This is a genomic window from Streptomyces sp. NPDC058231, assembly GCF_042882275.1.
In the GTDB taxonomy this organism is placed as follows: domain Bacteria; phylum Actinomycetota; class Actinomycetes; order Streptomycetales; family Streptomycetaceae; genus Streptomyces.
In genome coordinates this window covers 5452-31780 of record NZ_JBHVWN010000087.1, presented here as the reverse complement: position 1 = coordinate 31780, position 26329 = coordinate 5452, and the positions used below count along the sequence as shown (strand labels likewise).

The following is a 26329-nucleotide window of genomic DNA, read 5'->3' as shown; positions in this document are numbered from 1 at the left end:
ACCCTGGCCTCGTCATCATCAGGGTTCCACTGGTGGAACCCTGGCTCTCGCCTCACGCCTTCGCCGGCGGCCAGCTCAGCCACGTCGAAGTCCCCGCGCGTTCGCGCCTCGATGTCCTCGTGCGTCATCGCGGGCTTGGACGGTGCCGCGCGAGTGATGCCCGAGCGGGCTTTGTTCGGGTTCTTCGGCGCGGCATCAGCGGCCTCGAACCGCTCCTTCAGGTCGTCGTTGGTCGGGATCGCGGGCACTCCCAGCGGGAAGACCCGGTACACCGCCCGGCGCCCGAGCATGCCGACCTCCACACGCTCGATCAGGCCCTTGGCGACCAGCTCGGTGACGATGGTCGTGCACCGCTTCTCACTGACGCCGACCCACGCGCGAACACGCAGCATGCCCGGCTTCGACAGACGCGTCTCGTCGTCGGCCGAGTCGCATATCTTCATCAGGGCCACCTTCTGGCTCTGGGTGACCACGTCGTCGGGCAGGTATGCGGCGACGAGCATCAGGTGAATGGACAACGAAACTTCCCCTTCTGCGGGCACGCTGCCGCCCGCCCGGGTCGCGGGCGGGCGGCAGCAGTCCGATCAGGCCTTGTAGGCCCGCACGTTGATGGTCTTGGGCGTCTTCTGCGCGGTCTTCTTCTCCGGGACCGCGAGGCCCGCCTCCTTCAAGTTGGCGACCATCCGCTTCTCGTCGGGCACCATCGGCACCGTCAGGCCCGCCGACTCGTGGAGGTCGACCATGGCCTGCAGGTCGCCGGACCAGACGTCGTTCCCGCCGAGCCAGGCCAGCTCGTTCGCGCCGTACACACCCGCCGGCGAGAGGTCGACCTTCTTGCGTGCCAGGGCCTTCATGCGGTTGCCCTGCAGCGCCAGCTCGTGGCCCTGCACGTACTCCGCCAGGGCCTGGGCCCGGTCGGCGTCGTCGTGGATGAGCACGGTCTGCACGGCGGCGCCGGGGCTCTCGGGCAGGCCCCAGCAGGCCGTCATGAACGGGCAGTGGTCGCAGATGGCGTCCAGGCCCGGCCCGTCGAAGTCGCGGCGCCCCTCCTCGGGCGACTTCAGCTCCCGCACGCGCTGGACCCACCAGCGGGCGCGGGTGGCCTCGTTCGGGTCGAAGTCGAACTCCTCGATGTGCTCTTCGCCGTTGTCGCGGTTGACGAAGCGGAAGCGGATCCGGGCAACCTCCAGCGGTCCGAGCTTGGCCAGGTACCGCTGGCCGCGCACGTCCTCGAACCCGGTCGTGCGCAGCAGGTCCGCGTACAGGTACACCTGGCGCAGCTCGGCCGCCGAGGGCCCGTAGCGGCGCACCTTCTCCCACAGGTACGTCGACTTCGTCTTGACGTCCTCCACGGTCACCCCGTGCTCGGCGGCGACCTTGGGCCGGTGCCGGGCAGGGACGTGGGCAGCAGTGGTCTCGTCGAGCTGCACGGCGTCGATGTGGCCCCGGATCGTGTCGTCGGCCACCGCCCTCTCCACCAGCCAGCCGTACTCGGTGCGGGCGGCACCCAGCAGGCCCTCGTGAATGTAGGTCCCGAGGATCGCGGCCCGCTTCTCGGACCAGTCGGAGGCGGTGGCCCCGAACAGGACGTAGGCGGCGCGGCGCTCGCACACCGTGTCCGAGGCGCCGAGCTGGCGCTGCAGGGAGCGCGGCCGTCTGGCGTCGACGTCGTGCGCGGCTGTCCACAGGGACACGGCGCTTTCCATAGGTTGTGCGCTCATCAGGTACTCCTGGAAGTAGGGCTGCTCAACGCCGGGCGGGGACCTTGGCGGCTGTGGTCTTGGCGGGGGTTCGCTTGCGCGCGGGGCGGCGCGTCGGCTCCGGAACGGTCACGTCGTCGGGGTCGACGTCGGGCTCCTTGGCGGCCTTGCGCTCGGCGGCGGCCCGCAGCTTCTCGGCGTCGCTGACCGGGCCCTGGCCCATCTCCGTGGGCGGGTTCTCGAGGACGGCGACCTTCCGCTCGATCGCCCCACGGATGGAGACGACCTCGGCGCGGGTCAGGCCGGTGTCCTCGCCGGCGGCGTCCCACCACAGCTTTCGCAGCTTCTCGACGTCCTGCAGCTCCTCGACGTCCCTGTCCTCCAGCCAGGCCTGCACGCGGTCGCCGACCAGGGCGGGCATCTGGCGGGGCTGGGAGTCCATCGAGCAGCCGAGCCGGTTGAACACCAGGTCCTCGACGGTGAAGTTCTCCAGGTTGAGCGGCTTGCCGTCCTCGACGCGCAGCTGCAGCGAGCGGGCCTTGATGACCTGCGGGTGCTTGCCGCGGCGCATGCGCACCCACACCGAGCAGTCGAAAGCCAGGTCCTTCTGGGCCTGGACCTTCCACTCCCTAAGGACGCGGCCGCGGTTGTCCTTGACGGGCTTGCCGCCCTCGTCGATGGCGGTGATCTGCTTGCCCCGGGCGGTGATGATGGCGATGCCGGGGAAGGTCTGCAGCAGGTGGATGACTTCCAGCCAGCGTTCGGTGGCGTCGTTCCACAGGTTCATGCCGACGTCGATCGAGGCGTCCGGGTTCTCCTGCAGGAGAGCCGCGTTGTTCCTGCTGCGCCGGGCCCGCTCGTTGGTCCAGGTCTTGAGCATCCGCCACAGCGCGGTGCCCGAATCGATGGACAGCACCACGGGCGGTTCGCCGGCGGCCGCGGCCCGGCGGGCTTCGAGGAACACGGCCCGGATCTGTTCCAGGATGTCCCGGTAGGTGCCGTCGTGCTCGATGATCAGGTAGCGGGCGCCGGGGATCGCCGCGTACTCGTCGGCGCTGCCTTCGGCGAGGTCGATCCAGTACATCTGGCCGACGAGCTCGGAGGCGGAGAACTCGGCGGCGGAGTACGTCTTTCCGGCGCCCTCTTCGCCTTCGAGGAGGATCAGGGGCCACGGGACGATGCCCGTGGGTTTGCGGGTTTTGAGCTTGATGCTCATCGGGACTGCTCCAAGAGGTCGTTGGTCTCATGCGGCGCGCAGGGCCCGGGTCTCGAACAGCGGCGCCCACTGGGCGTTGCGTTCGATGAGGAGCCGCACGTACCGGCTGCGGAAGTTGTTGTTGAGCCGGAAGACATCGCCTTGGGTGGCTTCGCCGTAGCGCCAGCGCAGGAGCTCGAAGAGCATCCCGATGCCGACGCGTTTGAAGCCCTTGGCGACGCAGTCGGTGGTCAGTGCCTCCAGGTGCCGCAGCACCCACGGGTTGAGGGCGTGGAACGCCTCGAACCGCTCCTGGATGGACTGGCCGGGGTGGATGTCGGGCTGCTGGACGGGCTGGATGTCGTCCAGTCCCGGAAGTTGCTGCTGGTAGATGGGCACGAGACCTCCGAAAGTGTGCACACGCTCGAATGGTGTGGCACATCTTTACGGATACGGGGCACGTGATCAACCGGCGAGGCGCCTCCAGGCCCGCGCCAACGGGTCGGCGATCGGGCCACGCGCGTGGTGGTGTGTATGCGGTCCCCCCAAGGGCAAGGCCAGCGCCGCCCTTTGCGACGCTGGCCTTATTCTATCAAATTCGGGGAGGGTGTCTAGCTGTTTATGCAGGTCAGAGGCGTTTTGCGGCGAGTCCGCGCGGAACGATCGCGGAGCCGGGGCCGGTGTACCGCCCCTGCCGGAACGCCGCCTCCACCTGCGGGTTGACCGCCCACGGCACGGTGCGGGCCTTCGCCTGCATCATCGGCGCCCCCACATTGATCAAGGTGTCCAGCGTCCATATCGGCGACCCCGACAGCGAGTAGTCCGGCGCCACGAACCCGCCCTTGCGGACCGCCGACGACATGCTCTGCTGGCTGGACAGGCCGAACAGCTGCGTCGTCTCCTGCAGACCCAGCAGCGGCGGCACCTCGTCCACGCTCTCCATCCACACACCGGGCTCCTGCTCGGCGACGAACTGCTGCAGCACCCTGCGGTCCATCTCCTTGCGCCGCGGCGCCACCTTCTCGAAGTCCCGCACGAACGACATCAGCCAGTACGGCGACCCCGAAATGATCACCGCACGGTCGTAGTTCAGGATCCCCCGGCCCAGCCACTGCGTGATCAGCGTCCCCGGCACCCCGTACACGGCTGCGAACTCCTGCCTGCCGGCCAGGAACGGCTTCGTCGGCATCGCCGACCCCCTCTTCTCCCACTGACGTTGTATCTAGAATACAGCTAGGCGAGCCCGGGTCGTCGAGCTCACCGGCTGCTAGGCTGACTGCTCCAAGAGGTCGAGGCCCCCACCGCGTGCGGTGGGGGCTTTGGTCTTTGCCGACCTGGGTCAGCCGAGCGGCGTCGGCTGCGACTCCTGGTACTGCGGCGGCGCCGCATACCCCAGCAGCCAGCCGAAGCGCGGGCTGATGTGCAGCTCGGCCCAGCGGAACACCAGGTAGTAGGCGCCCGCGAACGCCGACGTCTCCAGCGACACCAGCACCGTGCTGTCCAGGTCGATGCCAAGGCGCAGGGCCTGGGTGATCAGCCATCCGGCGAGGATCGGCGCGAAGGTCCGCACCAGCGACAACAGGTAGTTGTAGAGCATTCTCACTCCTTGGGTTGGCGGGCGATCGAGGCGTTCGCCCAGAACATGACTTCTTCGAGCCGGAACAGGGCGGCCTGCTTCTCGGCCCCCTCGGGCAGCTCGACGTTCAGCGTCAGCGCGAGGTCCAGGCACACCGTGCGGACGTCCTCGTGCGCCTGGCGGCGCGCGGCGGTGTCGGCCGGGTGGAACGTGAACCGGCGGATGATCTCTTCGGCGGTCATCGGGGCCTCACTTGCGGCCGTAGGCGAGGGTGAACAGGTAGGCCCAGCCGCGCGGCCCGATCGCCACGTCGTGCGGCTTGCCCTTCTCCCGGAACTGCGGGTGCGCGGCGAAGAACTTGCCCACACCGGCCTGCGTGCGCGGCCCGTACGTGTCGGACAGGTCCCGGTCGCTGATGGTCAGGAACTTGGCCTTGCGCAGCGCCTTCTGCAGCTCCTTCGCCGACGGGCGCGACTTGCCCGGCGCCAGGCCCGCAGGGAACTTCGGCGGCGTGTAGGGCTTCGCCGTCGGCGGCGTGGGGGTCGGCGGCTTGGGGGTGGCAGGCGCGCCCGCCCACTCCCTCCACGCCTGCACCGAGGCGAAGTTGCACACGTTGACGTCGGTGTGGTTGCGGATGCCGTACTGGTGGACCACCCACGAGTGCTTCACGCGCGGGTGGCCGGCGGCCGCGCCCGGGTCGGCGATCCACAGGCCGTCGCCGCACTTGCTGGTGGTGTCGCGGTTCTTCCAGTAGTCGAGGTTGCAGTACAGCACCACCCGCAGGTTCGGCCGCAGCTTCTTCACCGCCGCCAGGAACGCGTCCTTGTCCGCGCACGACGGCACGGTCCCCGACGTGGTGGTCTCCCAGTCGCACGCCAGGATGTCGCCCGCCTTGGGCTGGGCGCAGTGGATGAAGTACTCGGCCTGCGCCTGGACGTTGCCCGGCCACAGGAAGTGGTACCAGCCGACCTGCTTGTGCTCCTTGCGGGCGGCCGCGGCCTGCGCCACCCGCAAGGGGTTGGCGTAGGTGCGGCCCTCGGACGCCTTGATGATGACGACGTCCACCCCCGTCAGGTCCGGGTGTGGCTGCAGGGAACTGATGTCGATGGCCTTGAGCATGCGGTGTCTCCTTAAGGGCGCAGCTGGATCGCGTCGATGTGGCGGCGCAGCTGCTGGTAGGTGGCGAGGGTCATCAGGCCGTCCCCGTGGTCGCCCCACGACGAAGACCAGGAGTTGCGGAAACGGATGACGGTGGACTCCGCCTCGATGCGGCCCGCGTGGTCTTGTACGACCTGCTCCAGGGCGATCACGCAGATCTCGTGACCGCCGGCGACCGGGGAGGCCGCCCAGTCGCCGTGGTCGACGAAACCGTGCTGGTCGGGCTCGAACCACGCCTGGAACCACGGCACTCCGAGGAGGACCGGGCCGCCCTGCAGGAGGGAAGCCACGGCGGTTGCGGTGGTGGCGTGCCGGTAGTGGCCCACCAGGCCGCGCCGCTTGAGGGCCTTGGCGATGCCCAGGCCCGACGAACCGGAATCGTCCGGCGGGAACACGCCGTCAAAGACGTCCAGGCCGGTGGCCTGCGCGTACAGGCCGATCGCCCACTCCTCGGCCCGCTTGGCGCTGGACAGGTCCAGGCCCGCCAGGCGGGCCTGCTCGTCATCGAGGAGCACCGACACCGCGGCGGTACCGGCGTTGCCCGTGCACGAGCCGAGCGCATCGACGTCCTCGCCGCCGGCGACGACGCCGGAGACGCGGATGCCCTGCGCAAGGAGGTCTTCCTGATCGAGGACCGGTATGCGCGGGGTGTGCGCGGCCGGCTTGAGCGTGCTGCCGGTATGTGTGTGGAGCCACTCCAACGAGCGGGCGTCGAGGACCTGGTGGCGGCCGAGCCTGGAGTGGTGGGTGTAGCGGTGGACAAGGGTGCCGTGATCAAGGGGCACGTCCGGTGCCGTCTCTCCCCCGCGCCGGACGAATGGGTACTACCGCAAGGCGCAGACCCCGCTACGGGCCTGCGCCGATCCTGCTGGTGAACCACAGCTGCACCAGGCCCAGCAGTAACGGGGCGACGAACACCGCCACCAGCCACTTACGGGTGTTGGCGGCCTGCTGTTGGTCGCTCTCGCGCTGGCGGACCGCGGCCTCCTGCGCATCCTCAACTGCCTGGATCCGCTGGTTCACCAGACGCTGGTCGGCCTGGTAGACGTCCTTGGTGACCATCTGCTCGAACCGCTGGCTCATCGTGGCGAGATCGCCGCGCAGGTCGTCGCGAAGCTGCTTGATGCCGTCGCTCTGGTCTTCGCGTAGCTGCTGGAGCGTGCGGTGCAGCTCCCACAAAGTGGGGTCGGCGTTCGGCGGCTGCGTCACCGCGCACTCCCTTGATTGGCGTGCCCCGCGCCGCATCCGATCTTACGGGCACGGGGCGACACCAAAGCGGGTCAGGCCATCTCGGGCTGCGGGTCGATGAGGATCGCCGACACGATCTCCATGCTGTGCTGGCACAGACCGCACTGGACGCTGGGCACCCCCGCGTTGGAGTACAACTCGGGGACGTCGAACGACGGCTGGCCGTAGTTCTCGCACGTCTCGTTGGTGCACTGGACCACCGCGGCGTAGTACTTGCCCGGCTCGAAAACGAGATCGCTCATGATCCGACCACCATCCAGTAGACCGTCGTGGTGTTCGTGTTCGCACGGGTGAGCCACACCGTCACACCAGTGGCGCTGACGCTGGTCGCACCCACACCGGTCACGGAGGTTCCCGGCACGGTGGTGTTCGCGCTGACGAACGCGCGGAAAGTCGACCCGGCCACGTGCAGGCCGCTCACTGTGAAGCTCGTCGGGGTGTCGGCCGCGCTCGGAGTGATATTCACGGACCCGAAAGCCATGTTCCCCGCGGTCAGGCGCCCTGGCGCGGTGATCTTGTCCGCGCTCAGGACGATCTCGGAGTCGGATGCGACCGGCCCCGTCTCGGAGTACAGATTGATCTCCGCCGCCGAGTTGCCCAGGTCGCTGCCGCTCCGCAGCAGGAGCTCGTACAGGCCCCCGCCCAGGAAGGAGTACAGCACTCCCGCCTCTTCCTGCGGGTCGGTCTGACCCGAGATGCCGAAGCGGACGTCGCCGGCCGTCAACCCGGCGTAGTAGTTGAGGCCGAGCCGGGTGTCGTAAGTGAAGTAGGCGCTGCGCCCGCTGCCGTCGTCCGGCACGATCTCGGCGAGGACTTTGCCGGTGGCGTCCGTGGCGAAGAAGCGGTTGCCAGACAGCGCGAGCCGCGCGCCCGACTTCGCGGTCTGGACTGTGGCGCCGGTGATGACCTGCCCGTCGATCGCCCCCGCTACGACGTTGCTCGCCGTGAGCGCCCCCATCTCCACGACCTCGATCGCGAACATGTCGATCTCGGCGGTCCCACTGCCCCCGGTGTAGTTCACGAACACGATGGGGGTGATGTACCGGACGTTGGCGTGCAACTGGCCGGGTGCGTTGGCATTCGGCTTGACGCCGCCGACAGGGGCAGTGGAAGTGCCCTTGATGTAGCCGGTGTACGTCACCCACCCGGCGCCGGCCGTCTGGTCCTGGGCGTTGGCCGCCACGAAGAACTGGCTGGAGGTCGAGTTCGCGCCCGTGAGGTTCACCCAGGTCACGCCGTCGGCGGCGAGGCCCGCCACACCCGCGTAGAACTTCTGGTTGGTGCCGGGCGTGCTGTTGGCGACGGTCTGGCGGACCCGGGCGCTCACCCGGTAGGTGACGCCCGGATCGAACGGGATCTTGATGTCGGGCCGGTATCCGGCCGCGATGTAGCCGACGCACCGCATCACACTGCCGCCGGACTGGGCATCGGCGACCGCGACGGTGGTCATGGAACCGGCCCCGGATTCGCTCCACTTAGAGGCCTGGTCGCCGAAGTCGTAGAACTTCTGGCCGACCTGCCCCTGCAGCCCGACCGACAGCCGGTCGACATTGATGGTCCCGGCGTTGATCGCGGACGCGTCGAGGTTCTTGATGGTCGCCTTGGACGCGTCGAAGATACCCGTGACGATCTTGCTGGCGTCGATGGAGGCGATCACGCCGGACGCGGCCGTGATGGTGCCCGCCGCGAACTTGTCGGCGGTGAGCGTGTTCACCGCCATCAGGTCGCCGGTCAGGCTCAGGGCCTTGATCTGAGCGGCGGTGATACTGGCGGCTATCAGGACGTTGGCGGCCATGGTCCCCACCGCAAGACGGTCGCCGTTGAGCTCTCCGACGACCAGCTTCGGTGTGGTGATCGAGCCGTCAGCGATCTCGGTCTTGCCGACGGCTGCAGCTGCGATCTTCGCGCGGGTGACGGCGTCGTCGGCGAGCGCGAGTTCGCTGATGATGCCGTCCAGGACGGCCTGCGCGACGACAGGCGTCGGCCCGGCCGGTCCCGCAACAGGGGACGGGTCGGAGACGACACCGGATGTCGAGACGCACACCAGACGCACCCACACCGGGCCTCCCGCCGGCACGGTCATCGTGCCGCCCTGCGCCGAGTAGAACGCGGAGAACAGGGAGCCGTCGTCGGGGAAGTCCGGGGCGGTGGAGGAGTGCACCTCCACATAGGCGAAGTCGGCCGGGGCCTGGGTACCACCGGCGAAGGAGCCGTCCCAGACCACAGCGACACCGCCGAGGACGGAGGTGATGGTGGGCGCGCCCGGCACGGGCGGCGGGGGCCCGTTGACGGCCGCGACCGCAAGGGTGCCGTCCGGCTGCAGGCCGATGCTGCCGCGCAGGTCTCCGCCGTCGTCGTAGACGGTGATGGCGCCGTTCTCGATCGAGGAGTTCGCCAGGCGGCTGGTACGGGACAGGTCCCGCACCAGCCGTTCCAGTGTGGCGATCCTGCCCGCCAGAACGGCGATGGTGTCAGCCAAGGGTCAGCCTCCGTAAGTGAAGGAGTCGGCGCGCGCCAGGCCCACCGTCATCCGTTCCTGCTGGTCCCCCTGCGCCGGCGTGAGCGTCCATCCGGTCACCCGCGCCCAGCCGTCGTAGTCGGTCCACTGGTCGTGGACCTGCACCCACACGTCGTCGCCGACCGCGAACGAGCCGAAGCGGGCGGCGGGGTGGTCGATGAGGTCGATCTCCGGGATGTCGCCACGTATCTGGCGGGCGATCCGCTCGGTGCGGGCCCGCGATGCCAGCTGGTCCTGGCCTTTGACCGCGGGCAGGTCCATGACTTCCTCGAGGCGAAGGCGCCCGTCACGCACGGCGTCGATCGCGCGCAGCCGCGCCCGCCCCTCACCGGAGCCGAGGGCGACGACGACCTGCGCGTAGGTGTCGCCGTCGTAGATGACCGGCTCGGGAACAGCGATGTTCACGCCGGTGGTGAAGGACACGTCCGTGCGGCGGGTACCAAGGCGCGGCCAGCCGATACGGAACCGGCGCCGCGGCACGTCTCCCGCCCACTCGACCTGCTCGGTCCACTCCGGGCCGCCGTCGGCTTCGACGGCGTCGACGATCAGGTCCGCGAGGGTGCGGGTCTCCCACCATGCGGAGGCGTACGGCTCCTCAGGGGTGCCGATCTTCGCCTTCGAGGTGGTGGCGTCGACCAGCACGCCCAGGTTCCCGTCGGGCTGCTCCTGGCAGTACGCCCACACGTCCCGCATCAGCTTGCACGGGTCGCCGTACGTGTACGGGCCGCGCGCGTTCAAGTTGCCGTGGAGGTCGTGGCGGCGCCCGAGGTACGAGGTGAACCCGGCGGCTTCGATCGGGTACCGGCCGGCCTCCGGCTCGGCCCGCCAGATCACGCCTCCCCACATGAGCTTGGAGTCCCGCTCGGCAAACAGCATCGTGTTGCCGGGGTCGACCATGGAGCCCAGCACATGCGCCAGGTGCGGTTCCAGCGTCGCCGTCAGGCTCCCCGGCCCGTTCAGCTCGGGGCCGTAGGAGACATCCGACAGCGGCAGGTCCCATGCCAGGACCTGCCCGGTCAGCGCGCTGCACGTCAGATAGCGGTAGGAGTGCACGCTTAGAACACGCCCTCCTCGAACTCCACGTCCGCGATGGCGGTCGTGGCCGTGTCCACCTGCAGCGTTCCGGCGGCCGCGTTGTCCATGGCGATCATGGCCTGCAGCAGCTGCGTGGTGCCGCGCATCGCGGAGGGCACGGTGATGGTGTCGGCGGAGATCAGGTTCATGCGCTGGTTGCGGTCGCCGCCTGTGAACGAGCCCGTGTCGAAGTTGATGCCCTGGCTCTGGACGGTGCCGAGCTTGAACGCGGCGTGCCCCCACACGCTGCCGTTCATGACCTGGGTGGCGGCGACGGTGAAGATGATGCGGGTCCGTACCGCCCACACGGGCACGGCTATGTTCCAGCGGGCCGCGGTCGGCCACGACACGTACGTGCCGTCCTTGTTCCCGGAATAGTTCTGGTCCGCGCTCGGGGAGGCGGTGTAGATCTGCCGGTCCCGGCGCGGGTTGGCGATGGTCCGCAGGTTGGTGATCATCGCGTCGGTGACCGTGGCGGTGTTCGGTCCCAGTGTGATCCGTGCGAGCGGGATCGCGGTCATGCCTGCCGGCGGCTGCGTCGCGGTGCTGCTGACGTTGGAGACGACGTAGAAGTAGCCGATGTCGTCGGAGGCCGGGTTCAGCTGCCCCTCGTAGTCGGGGTCCAGGACGCGCAGGACCACCATGTCGGTGCGCCCGGTCGCCCCGGTCGGGGCGATGTTCACCGTCGCCGAGCCGACGTTGTACTGGGTGTAGGAGCCCTGGCCCGAGGCGGCTCCCCGGATCACGCCGGAGCCGTCGGCGATCTGAACGCCCGCACCGGGCGTCGTCAGTTGGGTGACCTTCAGGTCGTTGTACTCGGTCACGCCCTGCGACCCGCGGGACAGGTCGCGGATCATCATGCGCATGGTGCGGGCGGGGTGCGTGCCGCCGGTGACCATCATCGGGGGTTGGATCAGCGTCATTGGGGTGTCCTCACAGGGCGGTGTAGGCGTCGCGCCACGACAGGGTCAGGCGGCAGGTGTTCGTGTAGTCGGTGGCGGTCCAGCGGATCTCGCTCTTGCCTGGCGGGATCTGGAACAGGTCCATGCGGCTGCCCGCCGTCAGGGCCGGGGCCGCGTTGCCCCCGTTGCGCAGCACCCAGCGGGTGCCCGGCCGGGTGTCGATGTCGATGTGCTCCCCGGCCCCGAGGGTGATCTGCAGCTGCAGGTAGCGGCCGGTCTCCACCACCCACACCTTCGGGTTGGTGACCGGCCCGTCGATGCGGACCGTCGGCCACGCCGCCACGTCACCGGAGTTCAGGACCCACCCGGGCCGCTGGTCCGGGTGCGACACCCCTGTGGTGATCGGGGCGATCAGCGGGGCGGTGAAGCCTTGCGAGTCGTTGCTGATGTCCAGGGGCAGCACCAGCGACTGCGAGTCGTCCGCGTGCCAACGCGGGTCGGTCGCCGCGAAGTCCAGCATGAACGGGATCCAGCCGTGGACGGCCTGCGCCATCGTCGCGGTCTCCACCCGCCGCCACCTGCCGTACAGGCGCTTGGTGTCCCGGCCGGGCAGCTTGGCCCGCAGCACCGCCAGCGCACCAGCCGTGCGGCGCGTGCCGTCCGTCCCGGTGACCTGCTGCAGGCGGGCCAGCAGATCCAGGGCGGCCCCCGGGTCGTCGGGGGTGCGGATACCGGCCTCGATCGACACGGTGCGCGTCCCGAACAGGTCGACGCCCGGAAAGCCCCCGTCATCGGTCGGGTTGTCCACGTCGGCCGTGCGCAGCTCCGGCGCGGCCAGACCGCTGACCTCGCCGACCGGCACCAGCGTGCCTTTGCCGATCACCAGGCCGCCGACGTCGTACTGGTAGTCCCCAAGGGTTGCCATCAGAGCTTGCCTCCTCGCTGCGCGGCACGAAGGCGCCGCATCACCTCCGCGCCGATCTCCTGCGCAGCCCCGCGGCCGCCACTACCGGACGTGACGGTCACAGGCATCTGGCCGATCAGCGGCCCCGCCTGCTCCTTCACGACGACGACCTGCACCCCACCGGCCGGCCGGGCGTCCATCCGCATCGGGCCCGTCACGCCCTGCGCGGTGAGGGTGTAGCCGAACCGCTGGGCGACGTCCTCGAGGACCGCCGTCGCGTTCGGACGCTTCGACTGCCCGAGAGGGATGTACGCCTCACCGCCGGTGCTGGGCTCCGCGAACCGCACCAGGCCGTTGCTCGTCGCGTACAGGCCGGGTGTCAGAACACCGCCCTGCGCGTACGACAGGCCCTTGTTGGCCCTGCCCAGGTCGGCGACGAACTTCGTGGCCCTCGACCCCAGCGCCTTCTTCAGCCGGGACAGGCCCGCGTTGGCGACCTCGATGATGCGGTCCTCGCCGAGCTCCGTGGCATCGGCGACCTGGTGCAGGCCGGTCTTGCTCGACTTGATCGCCGAGATGATCGTCAGCAGGTCCGCGAGGTCCTGATCGGACAGCGTCGCCGAAGCCGCCTTGGACGCCGAGTTCGCCTTCGACGCACCCGACTTGCTCTTGACGGCCAGCGCGGCCAGGTCGATCGCGGCCTGGTCGCCCTGCTCCGCGAGCCGCGAAGCCAGGTCTCCGTAACCCGAGGCCGCCAGCTTCGCCAGGTTCTGCTGGAACGCGGCCGTCTGCTTGGCCGCACCGCCGAGCTGGCCGGTGTACTCCGACAGCGACGCCTTCGCGGTCGCGGCCAGCTTCTCCAGCTCCTTGGCCATGCCCCGCACGTACTTCGTGCTGCCCGTGGCCATCTTGTGGGTCAGGTCGACGCCGTCGGCACCCATCTCCTCCAGGGCATCGGCAACATCCTGGCCGGCGCGGCTGGCCACCTTCGCCAGGTCCCTGCGCCAACGCTGCGCCTCCGCCACGCTCTTGCGCAGGTTCGACGCGAACTTGCCCAGGTCCAGGGCGTTGCCCTTCTTGTTCATGGAGTCCGAGCCGATCCCCGACAGGGAGAACAGGCCCCCGGAGCCACCGGCCGGCTCGTACGACCACCCGGACAGGCCGCCATCGGCGTACCAGCGGATGTCCTTGCCGCCCAGTCGGCGCACCGTCTCCTCGGCGATGGCCCGCGAGCGGGTGCGCTTTGTGGGCGACAGCGGGATGTAGCTCTCCCCGCCGCTCTCTTGCTCAGCCCAGATGCGGTAGCTGCCCGCCGGTGCGATCTGCGCGACGTGCTGCTCGCCGGCCGGTCGGCGTACGCCACCGTCCGCGTAGAAGTCGAGGACCGAGCCGCGCGCCTGGGCCTGGACACTGTCGGGGACACCGTTGGCGTCCTTGTCCCAGGACGTGGGCTTGCGGGACAGGTACACGGGGATGGTCACCGACTTCGGGGCGCTCACCGAAACGGAGATCTGTTTGGTACCGGGGATCTGCCGCACGCTCGCACCGATCAAGTCCAACTGCGTCTGCACGGCCGCCATGTCGCCGGACAGCAGCGCCGTCGTCAGGGCCATGGCGGCTGCGTTGCCCTTGGTCTTGGCGACCTGCTGGATCAGCGTCAGCATGCCCGTCCACTCGGTGAGGGACTGCTTGCCCGCGGTCTTGAACGCGCCGGCGACGCCCTTCAGGTCCTCCTCGCTGATCGGCAGGTCCGCACCCCAGATCGCCTGCAGCTGACCCATGGCGCCCTTCACATCACCCGACAGAAGACTCTGCTGCAGGGCGGTTGCCGCGTCCGCACCCTTGGTCGCGGCGACCTGCGCCAGCAGGCCCATGCCGCGCTGCATCTGTACCTTGGCCGCCGCGCTGCCCTTCTTCACCGCCCGCGTCATGTCGGAGACGGCCATCTCCTGCAGGACCTTCCCGAACTTGCCCGCATCGTTGGTCTCTGCAGCGTCGGCGAACTCCTGCGCGGTCTTCTTGCCGTAGCGGGCAGCAATCGCGGGCAGCTGGTCCAGGCCCGCACGGAACGCTTCCGACGACCGGGACGACGACTCGGAGATGATGCCTTCCAGCTCGTCGGCGACCTTCGTCTTGCCCTTGCCTAGCTGCTTGACCAGCTCGTCCAGGATCGGGGCGGAACTCACCCCGAGCTTGGCGAAATGGTCGGTCAGACCCGTGTACCCGGACATGGCCAGTTCCGACAGGTTCTTCTGGAAGTCCCGCTGCGACTTCAGCTGCTTCTGCAGCTGGTCCATGTAGTCCTTGAGCGTCGCCTTCGCGTTCTTGTTGGACTTGGCGACCTTGTCCTGTGCCGCCGACCACGCCTTGGCCGGGTCGACGATGCCGCCCAGGGCCTGCGCCATGGCCTTCATCTCGTCGGTGTACTTCGGCAGCCCGTCCTGGCCCGGCGGCACCAGGAATTCCAAAGACCAGGTCTTCGATGCGTTGATCTTGGCCTGGTTGACCTTCGCGTTGACGATGTCCATGTTGGCGGCAAGCTCGGCCTGCTTCTTCACCGCGTTCGACCAGATGCCGTGCTGCTCATCCAGGACGTCCATCGCATCGCTGCCCGCAGGGGTCAGCACCGAGCTGACCAGCTCGGACGTGTCCACCGTGACGAACGAGTTGTCGTTCCACAGCTTGGCCTTGAGGTCCGCGAGCTTCTGACCGCCGCTCGTGATGGCGTCCAGCGCCTCGGTCATGTCGACGCCGGCCTTCTTGAGCTTGGCCGCGTCATCGGACTTGGTCAGCGACTCGGTCAGGGCCCGCAGGCCCGCACCCTCGTCGCCCTGCTCGTGCTCCGCACGTAGGGCCTCCACCAGGTCATCGGTGGCCATCTTGGCCTTCTGCTTCGACGCCGAGTACGCCGAGTACGCGATGACACCGACCGCGAGGAGCGCCGTGAGGCCCGACACGGCCAGGCCCGCACCCCTCAGGACCGCCGGCATCGCCGACTGGCCCGCCCGCGCGGCCGCCTGCGCGACCCGGAACTCCCCCCACTGGGCCGTCAGCTTGGAGACCGCGACAAGGGCCAGCATGCCCCCGGCGGTCACCGCGAGCAGACCCGCACCGATCTCCTTGAGCGGGCCGGGAGCATCCGCGAGAGCCCCGGCGAACACCGACACGGCTTCGCCGACGGCCTGCAGGACCGGCAGCAGCGCCCGCCCCAGGTCCATGCCCAGCGCCTTGCTGCGGTTGGCGAACATCTGCCACTGCCCGGACGTGGTGTCCATCTGCATCTGGAACGCCCGCTGGGTGGCCCCGGCACGCTCCACCTCGTTCGCGATCCCTGAGTAGGTGTCGGCGTAGTTCTTGCCGTCGTTGGCGGCCAGCGCCAGCACCGCGCGGGTGGCCCGCACGTCGACGAACAGCTTGGTAATGGCCTCGGACGAACCGCCCGTTGCTTTCGTCAGCTTGTTGACGACCACGTACAGGCCGTCCTGCTGCACTGCGGAGGCCGCCGAGTCGTACCCGAGCTCCCGCATCGCGTTGCTCAGGTCCCGGGTGGGCGCCATCATCCGCGTCATCATCCCGTTCAGCGCGGTCGCGGCCTCCGCCGCGGGGATACCGGTGAGGGTGATCGCCGCGTACGCCGCCGACAGGTCGTCGAACTCCACGCCGGCGGCGGCCGCCATCGGCACCACGTCACCAAGGTTCTGCGCCAGCTCCTCGAAGGAGATGACGCCCTTGTTGACGGTCTGGAACATGATGTCCATGACGTTGGCGGCGTCGCCCGCGCCCAGGCCGTACGCCTTCAGCACACCCAGCAGGGCCCGCGAGGACGCCTCGGTGGTCGTCAGGCCCGCGCTGGCGCCCTTCGCCGCCACTCCGAGGATCGTCATGGCGTCGGCGCCGTCGAAGCCCGTGGAGACGATCTGGTACAGGCCGTCGGCGAGCTGGTTCGACGACTGCGTCAAGTCCTTCGACAGGTCGACGATCTGGTCGGTGAACGACCCGACCGTCGACTGGTTGATCTGTTGGGAGATCGTCATGACGTTGGCCATGCGCTTCTCCAGCGCGATGGCCTGCGCGACACCGGCACCGAGGACCGCCGTCAGCACCAGACCGGTCTTCAGGTAGCCGTTGACGCGGGCCTGTGTGGCGGCCCGGGCCTCAGCATCCGCAGCGGCCTGCGCCTGACGTACGGCGGCCGCGTTCGCTGCCGCACGCTGCGCCGCTGCCGCCTCTGCCTCCGACCGTGCGGCAACCGCCGTCAGCGCGGTGGCGTCGGCGGCCTGCCGGGCCTGCAGCGTCCGGGTGGAAAGGGCCGCACCACGAGCGGCCGCAGCCTGCGCGGCGGCGGCCCGCCCCTCCTGCAGCGTCTGCGCCTGCGCGGCCTGCGTGGCCGCCCGGGCGGCGGCGGCCGCAGTGTTCTGTGCGGCGAGCGCACCCCGGCCGGTAGTGGCCTGGGCGCGGGCGGCCATGGTCTGAGCGAGGGCCTGCGCGCGCAGTGCACGCTCGCCGGCCATCACCGCTACCGCCCGCTCGGTCTCCGCCCGCGCTGCCAGGTTCGCCGCCAAAGCCTGTGCCCGGCCGTTGCGTTCGGCTGCCGCAGCGGCAGCATTCTGTGCGGCCTGGCTGCGTTGCACGGCGGCCGTGACACGGGTCTGCCCGAGGACCGCATCAACCGAGGCGGACGCCTGCAGGCGGGCCAGACGTTGCGTCGCCGTCGACGTTTCCATCAGGCTGCGGTTGACCTGCTGCAGCTGCCCGTCGAACTGGCGCAGCTGCCCGGCACCGGATCGCAGACCGTTGGTCAGTCCGGCTGTTGTCGCCTGCAGGTTGACGTACAGGTTGTAGGCACTGCCTGCCACCTACTGCTCCCGTCTGGGCGTGAGCCCGATCTTGACCCCGCGTCCATCCGGTCCGTCCGGTACCTGCTCCCGCTCCATCTCCAGCAGCTCGCACCCCGGACAGGTGCTCGCATCGGCCACGTACGCGAACCGGTCCCCGCCCAGATCCGGCTTCCACTCATCCGCCCTGGTGCCGCAGCCCGTACACACCGCGCGGCTGTACGCCAGCCACGCAAGGGCCTTGGCCCGGTCCAGTGCCGACCAGCGGCCGTCACCGGCCCCCGTGAACTGGCTGTGCGCCATTCCATAGGTGTGGCATAGCTCCATCTCCGCCCGGAAAGCCGGGTCAGAGATCAGCCTTTTCCCAGGTCCGCCCGCAGCGTCTGGTTGATGACCAGAGCGGCCGTGAACAGGGCCTTCGCCTCGGCGTCCGCCCAGGTGTCCAGGAGCTCCTGCGCGTCGGCCGCGCTCATCCCCTCGACCTCCGCCCCGTCGGCGTCACGCTCGACGTGGCAGGCGGAGATCAGCGCCGCGGGGAACGTGTCGACGTTGTACTCCATGCCCTGGTCGGCCTGCGCCTCAGTGGGGGCGTGGTCGCGCAGCAGCTGCTCCCACACCGGCCGGGGCACGGCCCGGAAGGTGAGGGTCATCGTCGCGTCCGCGAGGGCGCCCTGCGCCTTCACCAGTCCGGCGTCGGCGGCGAGGACTTGCGGGTTCGACGCCACCCAGGCGTCGCGCTGCTCCTCGCGGATGCCCTGCTCGGTGCATTCGGCCAGCGCCCCGGCGCGGGCCTTGGCCAGGGCCAGGGCCGCCTCTGTCACAGCGGTCTTGGCGTCCTGGTCGTCACAGATCGACAGGGTGCGCTCGGGCAGCCTCCGGGCCCGCAGGCGGGCCATCTTCGCCGACCAGTGGGCGTCCTTGGCAACCGCGGCGGCCGGCGGCTGGGCAGTGGTGTTCGTGGTCATGCGGATCCCCCCGGATCAGGTAGTCGCCGGGACGGCGGCGTCGAGCGTCGGGTCGTCGGACACCGCGAAGGTCACGGTGAACTTCGCCGGGTCGCTGCCGGCGGAGTAGGCCGGGGCGCGCGAGGCGACACGGGTGGGGAAGATGTCCATGGACTTCGACGCCGGGACGTCGCCCTTGCGCAGGATGACGACGTACCCCTCTTCGCCCTTGCTGAGGAGGGTCTCGATGGTGTCGCCGGCCTTGTCCTCGTAGAAGGTCAGGGTCGAGGCGTCGGCCTTGTCCTCACCAGGGATCGACGTGGTGAGCGTCGAGCCCATGTCGGGGGTGTCGATCGGGCTGTTGCCGAGCGACCAGCCCGCGATGTCGGAGATCGCGCCGGACAGCTCGGTGCCGCCGGTCAGCTCCGCGCGGGTCGGGACGTTCGTCGCCGCGGCGATCTCCGGCAGGAAGTAGATCTTCGTGACGCCGCGGCGCATGAACCGCTGCTGGGTGGTACCCAAGGGGGTTCTCACTCTCCGGGGACCCCGGCCTCCGGCAATGGAGGCCCGTCCCCAACAGGTCGCAGGACTGCGAACCAGGGGTGCAGCCCGTACCGGTGTGGCCGGGCGTCCGCGCAGGGGCCTCCGCGGTGAGGTGCGATCAGGCGTCAGCTGTTCGGGGTTGAAACCGTCAGGACGAATCGCTGAACGTAAGTGTAGGTGGAGCTCACGACACCGGTCCCTTCCTCCCGGTCGAGCTCCCGGCCGATCACGGTCGCCCCGGTCACGGTGATCGGATTGAGGTACTGGCCGCTTCCCGGCACCCGGGCCAGGAACGCCTGCCGGGCCTTGTCGGCCTGCAAGGACGCCTGCTCGGCGGTCTGGCCCACCGACGACACCTGCAGCAGCACCCGCGCATCGGCGTCACTGTCCCCGAACGACGGGCCCAGGCCGGCGACTTGCCCCAGCTCGTACAGAACGCAGTACGGGATCGTGTTGCCCGTCGGCACGGATGCCGCCGTGGGCGCTGTCCCGTACCCGCAGGAACGGCCGGTCGCCGTCTGCAGCATGGTCTGTACTGCGAGCGCCACTTGGCGCCCCGACACACTCATCTAGTCCTCCTCGTCGTTGTTCGTCATCCGGTCTGCGGTGACGACGGCTTGAATGTCCGCGATAGCGAAGTGGAACAGCCCGAGTTCGGACCACGCCGGCATGTCGGACGGGCTCGTTCCCCGCAGCAGCCCCAGGTCGCCGGTCTCCTCGTCGACGAGCTCGACGACGAACGCCAGCCGCGACACCATGCCGTAGCCGTGGGCCGCCATCACGTCGGCGACAGCCTTGTGCAGGTCCTCCGTCGGGGTGCTCACTCCGGGTTCCCGTCGGCGATCCGCCCGATGGCAGCCGTGAACAGGGGGCTGATCGTCTCCACGGCCGGGCCGACGTGGGCGTATGGGGGTTGGGCGTAGACCCGGCCGAGACTGTCCGGGCCGACGTAGCCGTACTCCAGGCGCCGCCCTTGCGGTTTGGCGGTGCCGACGATCGCCGTCACCGCGTCGGCGGTGACATGCACCTCATGTGTCCAGGAGCGCCGGTAGTCGCCGGTCGGCGCGTTCGGGCCGGGCCTGCCCGACGCGTTGGCCTTGATCTGCGTCTCCAGCAGCATCGCGTAGTGCCGTACGACGGACACCGCCGACGGCAGCATCCGCGCGGCGCGGGCCTGCAGCTGCGCGGCGATCTCGGGCGCGTTACTGAACGCGCCGCCGCCCGGGCGGCCGGGGGTAGCCACTATCCGCTCACCTCCGGCTGCCACCGTCCGGACGCCCAGTCCTGCAGCAGCGCCAGCATCGCCCGGGTCATCTCGTGCGGCCCTCCGTCCAGCAGGTCGTACCGGGCCAGGGCGTTGCGCTCCAGCTCGCCCGCGTCGATCGCCGACAAGAACGCCGCGGCGGCCGGTCCCGGGTCCGGGGCGACACCGACGGCCACGCGCGCCAGGCCGTCGAACTCGTCCTTCACCACGGGCGACAGGAACAGCACCAGCTCCGCCGGCTGACCCGCACGCTGGCGAAGGTCGTACCCGGAGACCTTCGAGGAGATGTCGCGGCCGTCCAAGGCCACGGTCCCGGTGGTGTGTTCGGCAGTAATCCGCACCCAGTGCACCTGATCATCCATGCCGTTCAGCCTACGAAGGGGCGCGGACAGCACTGCGGCCCCGCGCACGGTGCGCGAGGCCGCCAAGAGGCCGTAGGTCAGATGGCGCTGGACGCGGTGGTGATGCGTTCCATCAGCCTGGTGGAGCGGCAGATCTCCACCGTGGACGCCTCGGTGACGTCGTCGGCGAGCCAGATGCGGCCGACCAGGCCGCCCGTCTCGGTGACGACCTCCACCAGGTCGCCGATCAGCGCGACCGGCGCCGACACAGGCGTCACCAGCCGGTACCAGGCGGAGCCCTCGGACAGCCAGTCCTGGCCGAGGACCTGCCCCAGGACGATCTGCCCGTGCGTGGACAGCACCGCACCCGGGCCGTCGTACACCACGGTGGTCGGGGTCTGGCCGGGCTCCCCGGTCACCGGGTCCAGGACGGGCTGACCGGCGGTGCGGGAGATCCGCACCGTGTCGTTCAGCTGCGCCTCCAGGTCAGCCCTGGCCTGCGAAAGATCCAGTGGCACCGGCTCACACCCCGGTCGTCTGGGTGGACTCGTCCAGCCACGTCGTACGGACGACGGCGAGGCTGTTGGCGTCGGAGATGTCCAGGACCCGCCACACCCTGTTGATCAGGCCAGGGTCCTGCGTGGCGACGATGACGCGCACGTGGTCCTCACGCGATGCGAGCGGCACGTCCAGGGGGGTCAGGAGCCGGTAGCGGTTACGGGTGTCGTCGGCGTACGCCTGCCCCTCCAGGGACAGGACCAGGCCAGGCCCGCCGGACGCGAAGATCGCACCGGGCCCCGTGTAGATGATCTGGTCCGGGCCGGGGTGGTACTCGCCGGAGTCCGGGTCAAGGACCGGCTCCCCGGGACGGAAGATCTCGACAGTGTCCACAAGGATGCGCGTCTCGACGATGGGGGCGACGGCGGCAAGCGAAAGCCCCTCAGAGGGCGGAGGAGTGCTCATACGTTCGAGCGTAGGGCTGTGCGCGGACAACTCCCCTGGTAGCTGCTCCCGTTCGCCCTGGGCATCTCACCACGACTGCGGCGGAACAGGGACCGGCTTAGGGTCCGGCTGCCCATCCCACGTGAACCACAACTGTTCGGGCCGATTGGCGGGCGACGAGTATGTGAAGCTAGCGGACTGTCCTGCGGCGAACTCGGGGTCCAGGTAGCCGACCACCCGGTTGTAACTGTCCTCAGTGAAACGCAGGTTGCTGGCTGCCCCGTCGCCGACATTGGTCAGACGGAGCCCCGGGTTTCGCCGTGAGCCTGTTATCTCGATCCTCAGTTCCACTCTGGGCCGGGCAGCATCCGCCGCAGCCTGCATAGCTTCCCGCGCCAAGGCCAATGAGGCTTCCTCCGCATCGGCGGACCGTCGGCCGTCAGCAGCCGATTGTTCTGCAGCTATGCGCGACAGGCGCGCTTCTTCGACGGAAGCCACCGCAGCATTCGCCGACTTCCGCCCGTCCCGCTGAGCCCGGAGACTGATCACCAGCGCCGCTGCACCCAGCACGAATCCCGCCCACGCGGGTGCGTCCCCCCAGCTCCACGATGCCACCCAGTCTCGTGCGCTTCCCCAGTTCATGCCCGGACACTACTGGCGAGGGTCAAGCCGCGTCCCACTGATGAGCGCGGCCGCCTCGCCACTCGACCATCTGCGGGTCGTCGATCAACGTCTCCGCATCCGGGAGCCCGGCCCGGCGCAGGAACTCCACCAGGTCCCGGTCATCGTGAGCGAGCCCGAGGATCTGTCCGTACGCGGTAACCCGCCGGCCTCCAGTCGGAGACGGCCGGTGCACGACAATCGGAGCAGCGACCATGCCTCCAGAGTGCAGCGGTGCGCTGCTCACAGCACCCCGAGCTCAGTGTCCGGTCGGCAGTGGATGCAGGCCCGCATCCCGTCGGCGAGCGCGGCGAGGGCCTGCTCGCGAGTGATGACGCGCTGGCGCTTCCCCGCCGCGTGGCACCCGCCGACATGGACTTCGATGGGCCGGGCGCCTACACCGATGCTGAGCTCGACTATCCAGTCCGGCGTCGGCGGGCGTCGCTCCTTGCCCTGCTGCCGCTCTTTCTCCCGCTGCTCGGCCGCTGCGATCGCCTCGTCGATGCGGTCCACCCACATGGCGTGCCAGGTCCGCAGGGTGCGGAGCCTAGGCAGGTCGGGAGGGAGAACATCGGACACACGTTCGAGTGTACGGCGGGCGTCTGGGCGCCATAAAGGGGCGTATCGTTCGGAAGCCGACGAGAGGAGTCGCACGCATGATCGATGCTGACCTGCTGCGATCCCTCGGTGTCGACCCGTCGCAGCTGGACCCCGCCCCACCATGGGCACCCAGGGCCGGAGCCGAAAGGCTCGACGGCAGCCACCCGTGCGCGCTCTGCGGCAAGCCCGCGACAGCGACCGGGGCCGTGACCACACCCGAGCACGGTCGCCGCTGGCTGGACAGGTGCATGCCCTGCCTCATCGCCACCACCCCACGCGGCGGCGGCCCGCGCGCACCGCTCGCAGACACGCTGGCCGTACTGCGGGAGGCAGCCCAGGAAGCGGGCGCCACCATGACCATCAGGACCGACGAGCCGGAGCCTGCCGCCGTGGACCGATACCTCCTGACCCTGACGATCGGTGCCCGCACCATCATGCGCGGCTGGTGGTCCGACGAGGCGACGGCCGAGCGGAAGTACACGCGCTGGATAGGCGAGCGCGGCGGCGTCACCGGCGCCCGGATCACACTCACCGACGAGCAGGACGGCGGGCGCGTGCTGAAGTCCTGGCCACCCGAGAACGGCTGATACGTCCGGCCGGCCCGCTACCGTTGAACCGTCCTTATCCCGCTTGCTGGCTGCTTGCTGCGACTCGGACCTGCCCCGCCCGTTCAGCGCCGGCGGGGCTTCGCACTGGCCGCGCTAGTCGTCTTCCGGCTCCGGATGCAGGACCGCCTGCTTCACGGCCATCTCCAGCTCGTACCGCGACACCCCGGCCGCCTCAGCATGCGCGGTCACCGCGGCCTGGAACGTCTCGACTGCTTCGCGCCAGGGCGCCCACGCCTCCTCCGTGTACGGCTCGGCGAGGGCCTTGCGCTGCTCCTCAACGGCGGAACGTTCCAGCTCGATCAGGTCTTCAGGGATGTCGATTGCCACGGCCGGATCGTAAACGGGGCCACTGACAACCGGCCGGAGCCGCGCAGCTCACGCCACCTCGACGACGAAGAGCCCCGCCCCCCGGACGGGGGTGCCGGGAGGCGGGGCGGTTCAGGGGCTGGTCAGACCTCGAAATAGGCGACGATGACGATCGCCCCGAGGACCGTTACGTGGTAGATCACGCGCGTGGTGCCCTCGGTGTACTCCCGCAGGGGCACGTGGCCCTCACGGGTCGGCCGCTCGGTTCCGATGGACGGGTCCATGGAGACCGTGACTATCGCCCGGTCCAGGCGCACCAGGTCCGAGACCGACAGCTTCGCCAGGCCGGGTTCGCACTCCGGGGTGAACGCCACCTTCGCGCGTCTGCCGGGTGTGTGCTTAGGCGACACGGGCGTCGCCGCCGTTCCCGGTCACGTCGATGCCGTGCGCCGCGAACAGCTCGACCCGCTTGGTCTCCCAGTCGGCGGCGAGGTCGATGCCGTTCTCGGCGATGCCGCGCAGCGACGCCGCCAGCAGCGTCTTGCCCGCGTCCTCGGCCTCCTCGGCCTGCTCCAGGATGGGCGACTTCTCGTTGTCCTCGAACACCAGCCGCATGCCTATCCCCTTCATTGCCTCGTCCCTCTTCGTAAGGTACGCCCGCAGCGGTCGGGGGCGTAGCGATTCAGTCCAGTCCCGACCAGTAGCTGCACCACTGCTCCGCCTTGCGGGCCATGTGCTGCTTCCACGGTTCGGGGTCGTGCTCGGTGATGCTCTTCCACAGCCGCGCGTTCGCGGCGGAGAACGACGCCACGTCCTCACGGTCGGCGCCCTGCCAGGCCGGCAGGACCCTGCATGCCGCGTCGGCCTGCGCCGCGGTGTGTCCGGCCTCCATCAGCCGAAGGATCAGCACCACCGGGTCGACCCACGCCGGGCCGACCGTGGGCCACGCCCAGTCGATCAGCCAGTCCCGCGTCTCGCCGAGCAGGACGTTGTGCGACGCGAAGTCGGTGTGCAGCAACGTCCGGCCGCCGCGCCAGCGTTCGGCGGCGCCGGGGTCGGCGTGCGCCGCCCAGCGTTGCTCGACGGTCCGCACCACGTGCGCCGGCGGGGTGTCGACCTGCGCCAGCTCGCCCGCCAGCCGCAGGACGCGCGGCAGGTCGGGCGAGCGGGGGCCGTAGTCGGCGTGACGGCCGCTGACGTACTCGAACCCGAGGAGATCCCACCCCCCGTCCTGGACGCGCCACAGGATCGTGGGCGCCAGGCGGGGGGCCACGTACGGGTTGATCGCGGCCTCGCGTTGCTGCGAGGGGTGCTGCGGGTGATCGGACGGCATGCCCTTGACGAACAGGCGCTGCTCGGCCGTGAACACGCACGCGGCGATCTGGGAGTTCTTGCCGCCCGAGACGGTCTCGGCCTTTATGACCGGCCCGGTGTGGGCTTCCACAGCATGGTGGACCTGCTCGGGTAGGTGCTCCCAGTCGATGCGCGACATGGACATGTGTGGCGCCGTTCCTATCGGACGAATCGGGCGGGCCCGCCCCGGCGGGAAACTACCACCGGGGCGTCCCGCAGACTCCTAGTACGGGTTGTCGTCGCTCGCGCTGCAGTTGCACATCGTGGCCTCCAGGAACCCGTCCAGGTCGCCCACGATGATCACCTCGTCGTCGCCGACGGTGCCGGGGAGCTCGGCCCCCAGCGGCGGCAGGCTCTCCGCGTCCGCGTCGGCCGTCGCCTCGGGCGGCCGCTTGCCGATCTCAACCATCGTGATGGTCATGCGTTGTTCCTCTCTTCGTGCTGGCAGTAGCTGACGAGTGGCGCCTTGGCCTCCTGGTAGAGCTTGGCCAAGGGCCTGCAGGTCCGGCAGGTGCCGGACAAGGCGCAGCCGGAGCAGCCTCCGGTGCGCAGCATCAGGGAGTCCGCGATGCCACCAAGGCGTCGCAGACCCTCCACGCCTTCGGTCATGAGGTCGATCTGCGGATCACGGCCGATCTTGCAGATCGACGCCTGCCCGAATGGGTCGGCGTGGAAGAAGGTGTGGCCCGCGTTGCAGCCCTTGAAGACCCGGCGGGCCTTCTCGTACCGGATGGACTGGGTGGCCAGCACCGAACCGTCGCCGCCGATGGTCGGCGACATGTTGCCGTAGACGTTGTGCGGCCCGTACTTCTCGGCCAGCGCCTCCATCTCGGCGACCTCGTGCTGGTTCTCCTTGGCCACCACCACGTTCATCCGCATCGGCAGCCCGGCCTCGCGGGCGGCGTCCAGGCCGCGTATGAACCGCTTGAAGCTGCCGCGGCGGCGGGTGATGGCGTCGTAGGTCGCCTCGGTGGCCCCGTACACGCTGATCGTCAGCCGGTACGGGGGACGTCCCCGGAACAGGTCCTGGATCATCTCGGAGTGCAGGCGGGAGCCGTTGGTGGAGACCTGCATCATCATGCCGAGGTCGTAGGCGTAGGCGTACACCTGCGGGAACCGCCGGTCGATCAGCGCCTCTCCGCCGGTGATCTGCAGGTACACCACGCCGGCGTCGGCCACGATGCCGAGGAGCTGCTTCTGCTGCTCCCAGCTCATGCCCTCGAACCGCTTCTCGCCGAGGTAGCAGAACTCGCAGTCGTAGTTGCAGCCGAGGTTGATCTCGTAGGACGCGCGGACGTACCCGTACGGCGACGCCTTGCGGACCAGGATCGACTGGCCGATTCTGCGGTCTGCCAGGTCCAGGCCCCACGTCTGGCGGACGGCGTCGGTGGCCCACTGCGGAACCGGGGTGTTCGGGTGGGCGTCGGCCAGCTCCTTGAAGCGGGCGGCGCCCAGGCGCAGCCCGTTGTGCTGGCCGGGGCGCAGTAACAGGTGCCCGTCCATGAACGGGCTGGCGATCAGAGCGTGCTGCATGTCCCCTCCTTTGCCGGTGAACCCGTCCGGGCCCCTTGGGGGTGCAGACGGGACGGGCTGGGGGGTGGACGAAGAGGGGGGGTTGCCCCCCACCCAAAAGCATATTTTTACATAAATTGGGTGTT

34 protein-coding genes are annotated in these 26329 nt (G+C 69.6%); 1 reads left to right on the top strand and 33 read right to left on the bottom strand.

Annotated elements, in window-relative coordinates; all coding sequences use genetic code 11:
- The 27 genes from ACFVXE_RS34655 to ACFVXE_RS34525 form a co-directional block, all read right to left on the bottom strand.
- On the bottom strand, positions 1 to 503 hold a 503-nt coding region (locus ACFVXE_RS34655), incomplete at its 3' end, for a hypothetical protein (protein WP_389677244.1).
- A gap of 81 nt (positions 504 to 584) precedes the next feature.
- Positions 585 to 1721 (bottom strand): PD-(D/E)XK nuclease family protein, encoded by a 1137-nt coding sequence (locus ACFVXE_RS34650; RefSeq protein ID WP_389677242.1) that lies wholly within the window; start codon positions 1719 to 1721, stop codon positions 585 to 587.
- 25 nt (positions 1722 to 1746) lie between these two features.
- Positions 1747 to 2916 (bottom strand): AAA family ATPase, encoded by a 1170-nt coding sequence (locus ACFVXE_RS34645; RefSeq protein WP_389677240.1) that lies wholly within the window; start codon positions 2914 to 2916, stop codon positions 1747 to 1749.
- Positions 2917 to 2943: 27 nt separating this feature from the next.
- Positions 2944 to 3315 (bottom strand): hypothetical protein, encoded by a 372-nt coding sequence (locus ACFVXE_RS34640; RefSeq protein ID WP_389677239.1) that lies wholly within the window; start codon positions 3313 to 3315, stop codon positions 2944 to 2946.
- 208 nt (positions 3316 to 3523) lie between these two features.
- On the bottom strand, positions 3524 to 4084 hold the full coding sequence (locus ACFVXE_RS34635; protein ID WP_389677237.1) for a hypothetical protein: 561 nt from the start codon (positions 4082 to 4084) through the stop codon (positions 3524 to 3526).
- A gap of 150 nt (positions 4085 to 4234) precedes the next feature.
- Positions 4235 to 4492, bottom strand: a complete 258-nt coding sequence (locus tag ACFVXE_RS34630) for a hypothetical protein (RefSeq protein WP_319738945.1) — start codon at positions 4490 to 4492, stop codon at positions 4235 to 4237.
- A gap of 2 nt (positions 4493 to 4494) precedes the next feature.
- A complete protein-coding gene (locus ACFVXE_RS34625; protein ID WP_389677236.1) occupies positions 4495 to 4713 on the bottom strand; it encodes a hypothetical protein in 219 nt (72 codons plus the stop codon).
- Positions 4714 to 4720: 7 nt separating this feature from the next.
- On the bottom strand, positions 4721 to 5590 hold the full coding sequence (locus ACFVXE_RS34620; RefSeq protein ID WP_389677234.1) for a GH25 family lysozyme: 870 nt from the start codon (positions 5588 to 5590) through the stop codon (positions 4721 to 4723).
- 11 nt (positions 5591 to 5601) lie between these two features.
- The gene (locus tag ACFVXE_RS34615; protein ID WP_389677232.1) at positions 5602 to 6414 is read right to left on the bottom strand and encodes a hypothetical protein; all 813 of its coding nucleotides are present in this window, start codon (positions 6412 to 6414) and stop codon (positions 5602 to 5604) included.
- Positions 6415 to 6475: 61 nt separating this feature from the next.
- Positions 6476 to 6838, bottom strand: coding sequence for a hypothetical protein (locus ACFVXE_RS34610; protein WP_389677231.1), 363 nt, complete (start codon positions 6836 to 6838; stop codon positions 6476 to 6478).
- A 71-nt stretch (positions 6839 to 6909) separates the two neighbouring features.
- Entirely contained in the window at positions 6910 to 7119 is a 210-nt protein-coding gene (locus tag ACFVXE_RS34605) for a hypothetical protein (RefSeq protein ID WP_389677230.1), read from the bottom strand.
- The gene (locus ACFVXE_RS34600; protein ID WP_389677229.1) at positions 7116 to 9356 is read right to left on the bottom strand and encodes a hypothetical protein; all 2241 of its coding nucleotides are present in this window, start codon (positions 9354 to 9356) and stop codon (positions 7116 to 7118) included. The genes ACFVXE_RS34605 and ACFVXE_RS34600 overlap by 4 nt, the downstream gene beginning before the upstream one ends.
- A gap of 3 nt (positions 9357 to 9359) precedes the next feature.
- Positions 9360 to 10448: a hypothetical protein gene (locus ACFVXE_RS34595; RefSeq protein WP_389677227.1), complete on the bottom strand. Its 1089-nt coding sequence runs from the start codon at positions 10446 to 10448 to the stop codon at positions 9360 to 9362.
- Between the two features lie 2 nt (positions 10449 to 10450).
- Positions 10451 to 11392 carry a hypothetical protein gene (locus ACFVXE_RS34590; RefSeq protein WP_389677225.1) on the bottom strand — a complete coding sequence of 314 codons (942 nt, stop codon included), beginning with the start codon at positions 11390 to 11392 and terminating at the stop codon, positions 10451 to 10453.
- A gap of 10 nt (positions 11393 to 11402) precedes the next feature.
- A complete protein-coding gene (locus ACFVXE_RS34585) occupies positions 11403 to 12296 on the bottom strand; it encodes a phage distal tail protein (RefSeq protein ID WP_389677224.1) in 894 nt (297 codons plus the stop codon).
- Positions 12296 to 17131, bottom strand: a complete 4836-nt coding sequence (locus tag ACFVXE_RS34580; protein ID WP_389677223.1) for a phage tail tape measure protein — start codon at positions 17129 to 17131, stop codon at positions 12296 to 12298. The genes ACFVXE_RS34585 and ACFVXE_RS34580 overlap by 1 nt, the downstream gene beginning before the upstream one ends.
- Positions 17132 to 17413 (bottom strand): hypothetical protein, encoded by a 282-nt coding sequence (locus ACFVXE_RS34575; RefSeq protein ID WP_389677222.1) that lies wholly within the window; start codon positions 17411 to 17413, stop codon positions 17132 to 17134.
- Between the two features lie 50 nt (positions 17414 to 17463).
- Complete coding sequence (locus ACFVXE_RS34570; RefSeq protein ID WP_389677220.1) at positions 17464 to 18075, bottom strand: hypothetical protein; 612 nt, start codon at positions 18073 to 18075, stop codon at positions 17464 to 17466.
- Positions 18076 to 18090: 15 nt separating this feature from the next.
- On the bottom strand, positions 18091 to 18576 hold the full coding sequence (locus ACFVXE_RS34565; protein ID WP_356325937.1) for a hypothetical protein: 486 nt from the start codon (positions 18574 to 18576) through the stop codon (positions 18091 to 18093).
- Positions 18577 to 18722: 146 nt separating this feature from the next.
- Entirely contained in the window at positions 18723 to 19166 is a 444-nt protein-coding gene (locus tag ACFVXE_RS34560; protein WP_389677218.1) for a hypothetical protein, read from the bottom strand.
- Positions 19167 to 19421 carry a hypothetical protein gene (locus ACFVXE_RS34555; RefSeq protein ID WP_389677216.1) on the bottom strand — a complete coding sequence of 85 codons (255 nt, stop codon included), beginning with the start codon at positions 19419 to 19421 and terminating at the stop codon, positions 19167 to 19169. It lies immediately after the preceding gene.
- A complete protein-coding gene (locus ACFVXE_RS34550) occupies positions 19418 to 19840 on the bottom strand; it encodes an HK97 gp10 family phage protein (RefSeq protein ID WP_389677215.1) in 423 nt (140 codons plus the stop codon). Before ACFVXE_RS34550 ends, ACFVXE_RS34555 begins: the two co-directional genes overlap by 4 nt.
- Positions 19840 to 20223 carry a hypothetical protein gene (locus tag ACFVXE_RS34545; RefSeq protein ID WP_389677213.1) on the bottom strand — a complete coding sequence of 128 codons (384 nt, stop codon included), beginning with the start codon at positions 20221 to 20223 and terminating at the stop codon, positions 19840 to 19842. Before ACFVXE_RS34545 ends, ACFVXE_RS34550 begins: the two co-directional genes overlap by 1 nt.
- 77 nt (positions 20224 to 20300) lie before the next feature.
- Positions 20301 to 20720: a DUF6093 family protein gene (locus ACFVXE_RS34540; RefSeq protein ID WP_389677211.1), complete on the bottom strand. Its 420-nt coding sequence runs from the start codon at positions 20718 to 20720 to the stop codon at positions 20301 to 20303.
- Positions 20721 to 20724: 4 nt separating this feature from the next.
- Positions 20725 to 21165: a DUF6093 family protein gene (locus ACFVXE_RS34535; RefSeq protein WP_389677209.1), complete on the bottom strand. Its 441-nt coding sequence runs from the start codon at positions 21163 to 21165 to the stop codon at positions 20725 to 20727.
- Between the two features lie 643 nt (positions 21166 to 21808).
- Positions 21809 to 22021, bottom strand: coding sequence for a hypothetical protein (locus tag ACFVXE_RS34530; protein WP_389677208.1), 213 nt, complete (start codon positions 22019 to 22021; stop codon positions 21809 to 21811).
- A gap of 26 nt (positions 22022 to 22047) precedes the next feature.
- Complete coding sequence (locus tag ACFVXE_RS34525) at positions 22048 to 22383, bottom strand: DUF6233 domain-containing protein (RefSeq protein ID WP_389677206.1); 336 nt, start codon at positions 22381 to 22383, stop codon at positions 22048 to 22050.
- 77 nt (positions 22384 to 22460) lie between these two features.
- Here ACFVXE_RS34525 and ACFVXE_RS34520 point away from each other — a divergent pair, with 77 nt between their 5' ends.
- Entirely contained in the window at positions 22461 to 22991 is a 531-nt protein-coding gene (locus tag ACFVXE_RS34520; protein WP_389677205.1) for a hypothetical protein, read from the top strand.
- A gap of 114 nt (positions 22992 to 23105) precedes the next feature.
- Here the strand turns inward: ACFVXE_RS34520 and ACFVXE_RS34515 are convergent, their stop codons facing one another.
- From ACFVXE_RS34515 to ACFVXE_RS34490, 6 genes are all read right to left on the bottom strand, one after another.
- Positions 23106 to 23339, bottom strand: coding sequence for a hypothetical protein (locus tag ACFVXE_RS34515; protein WP_389677203.1), 234 nt, complete (start codon positions 23337 to 23339; stop codon positions 23106 to 23108).
- Between the two features lie 122 nt (positions 23340 to 23461).
- Entirely contained in the window at positions 23462 to 23692 is a 231-nt protein-coding gene (locus ACFVXE_RS34510; RefSeq protein WP_389677201.1) for a hypothetical protein, read from the bottom strand.
- Between the two features lie 25 nt (positions 23693 to 23717).
- A complete protein-coding gene (locus ACFVXE_RS34505) occupies positions 23718 to 23948 on the bottom strand; it encodes a hypothetical protein (protein WP_389677200.1) in 231 nt (76 codons plus the stop codon).
- Positions 23949 to 24000: 52 nt separating this feature from the next.
- Entirely contained in the window at positions 24001 to 24816 is an 816-nt protein-coding gene (locus tag ACFVXE_RS34500) for a phosphotransferase family protein (protein WP_389677198.1), read from the bottom strand.
- A 78-nt stretch (positions 24817 to 24894) separates the two neighbouring features.
- Positions 24895 to 25092: a hypothetical protein gene (locus tag ACFVXE_RS34495; RefSeq protein ID WP_319738986.1), complete on the bottom strand. Its 198-nt coding sequence runs from the start codon at positions 25090 to 25092 to the stop codon at positions 24895 to 24897.
- Positions 25089 to 26204, bottom strand: a complete 1116-nt coding sequence (locus tag ACFVXE_RS34490; protein WP_389677196.1) for a radical SAM protein — start codon at positions 26202 to 26204, stop codon at positions 25089 to 25091. The genes ACFVXE_RS34495 and ACFVXE_RS34490 overlap by 4 nt, the downstream gene beginning before the upstream one ends.
- Between the last annotated feature and the right edge of the window lie 125 nt (positions 26205 to 26329).

Excerpts from the sequence above, each read along its gene's own strand:
- ACFVXE_RS34630 (WP_319738945.1), bottom strand. The coding sequence starts at position 4,492 with ATGCTCTACAACTACCTGTTGTCGCTGGTGCGGACCTTCGCGCCGATC.
- ACFVXE_RS34505 (WP_389677200.1), bottom strand. The coding sequence starts at position 23,948 with ATGAAGGGGATAGGCATGCGGCTGGTGTTCGAGGACAACGAGAAGTCG.
- ACFVXE_RS34520 (WP_389677205.1), top strand. The coding sequence starts at position 22,461 with ATGATCGATGCTGACCTGCTGCGATCCCTCGGTGTCGACCCGTCGCAG.
- ACFVXE_RS34635 (WP_389677237.1), bottom strand. The coding sequence starts at position 4,084 with ATGCCGACGAAGCCGTTCCTGGCCGGCAGGCAGGAGTTCGCAGCCGTG.
- ACFVXE_RS34590 (WP_389677225.1), bottom strand. The coding sequence starts at position 11,392 with ATGACGCTGATCCAACCCCCGATGATGGTCACCGGCGGCACGCACCCC.
- ACFVXE_RS34585 (WP_389677224.1), bottom strand. The coding sequence starts at position 12,296 with ATGGCAACCCTTGGGGACTACCAGTACGACGTCGGCGGCCTGGTGATC.
- ACFVXE_RS34495 (WP_319738986.1), bottom strand. The coding sequence starts at position 25,092 with ATGACCATCACGATGGTTGAGATCGGCAAGCGGCCGCCCGAGGCGACG.
- ACFVXE_RS34570 (WP_389677220.1), bottom strand. The coding sequence starts at position 18,075 with ATGACCACGAACACCACTGCCCAGCCGCCGGCCGCCGCGGTTGCCAAG.
- ACFVXE_RS34575 (WP_389677222.1), bottom strand. The coding sequence starts at position 17,413 with ATGGCGCACAGCCAGTTCACGGGGGCCGGTGACGGCCGCTGGTCGGCA.
- ACFVXE_RS34560 (WP_389677218.1), bottom strand. The coding sequence starts at position 19,166 with ATGAGTGTGTCGGGGCGCCAAGTGGCGCTCGCAGTACAGACCATGCTG.
- ACFVXE_RS34535 (WP_389677209.1), bottom strand. The coding sequence starts at position 21,165 with ATGAGCACTCCTCCGCCCTCTGAGGGGCTTTCGCTTGCCGCCGTCGCC.
- ACFVXE_RS34650 (WP_389677242.1), bottom strand. The coding sequence starts at position 1,721 with ATGAGCGCACAACCTATGGAAAGCGCCGTGTCCCTGTGGACAGCCGCG.
- ACFVXE_RS34605 (WP_389677230.1), bottom strand. The coding sequence starts at position 7,119 with ATGAGCGATCTCGTTTTCGAGCCGGGCAAGTACTACGCCGCGGTGGTC.
- ACFVXE_RS34530 (WP_389677208.1), bottom strand. The coding sequence starts at position 22,021 with ATGGTCGCTGCTCCGATTGTCGTGCACCGGCCGTCTCCGACTGGAGGC.
- ACFVXE_RS34645 (WP_389677240.1), bottom strand. The coding sequence starts at position 2,916 with ATGAGCATCAAGCTCAAAACCCGCAAACCCACGGGCATCGTCCCGTGG.
- ACFVXE_RS34625 (WP_389677236.1), bottom strand. The coding sequence starts at position 4,713 with ATGACCGCCGAAGAGATCATCCGCCGGTTCACGTTCCACCCGGCCGAC.
- ACFVXE_RS34545 (WP_389677213.1), bottom strand. The coding sequence starts at position 20,223 with ATGGATGATCAGGTGCACTGGGTGCGGATTACTGCCGAACACACCACC.
- ACFVXE_RS34490 (WP_389677196.1), bottom strand. The coding sequence starts at position 26,204 with ATGCAGCACGCTCTGATCGCCAGCCCGTTCATGGACGGGCACCTGTTA.
- ACFVXE_RS34620 (WP_389677234.1), bottom strand. The coding sequence starts at position 5,590 with ATGCTCAAGGCCATCGACATCAGTTCCCTGCAGCCACACCCGGACCTG.
- ACFVXE_RS34500 (WP_389677198.1), bottom strand. The coding sequence starts at position 24,816 with ATGTCCATGTCGCGCATCGACTGGGAGCACCTACCCGAGCAGGTCCAC.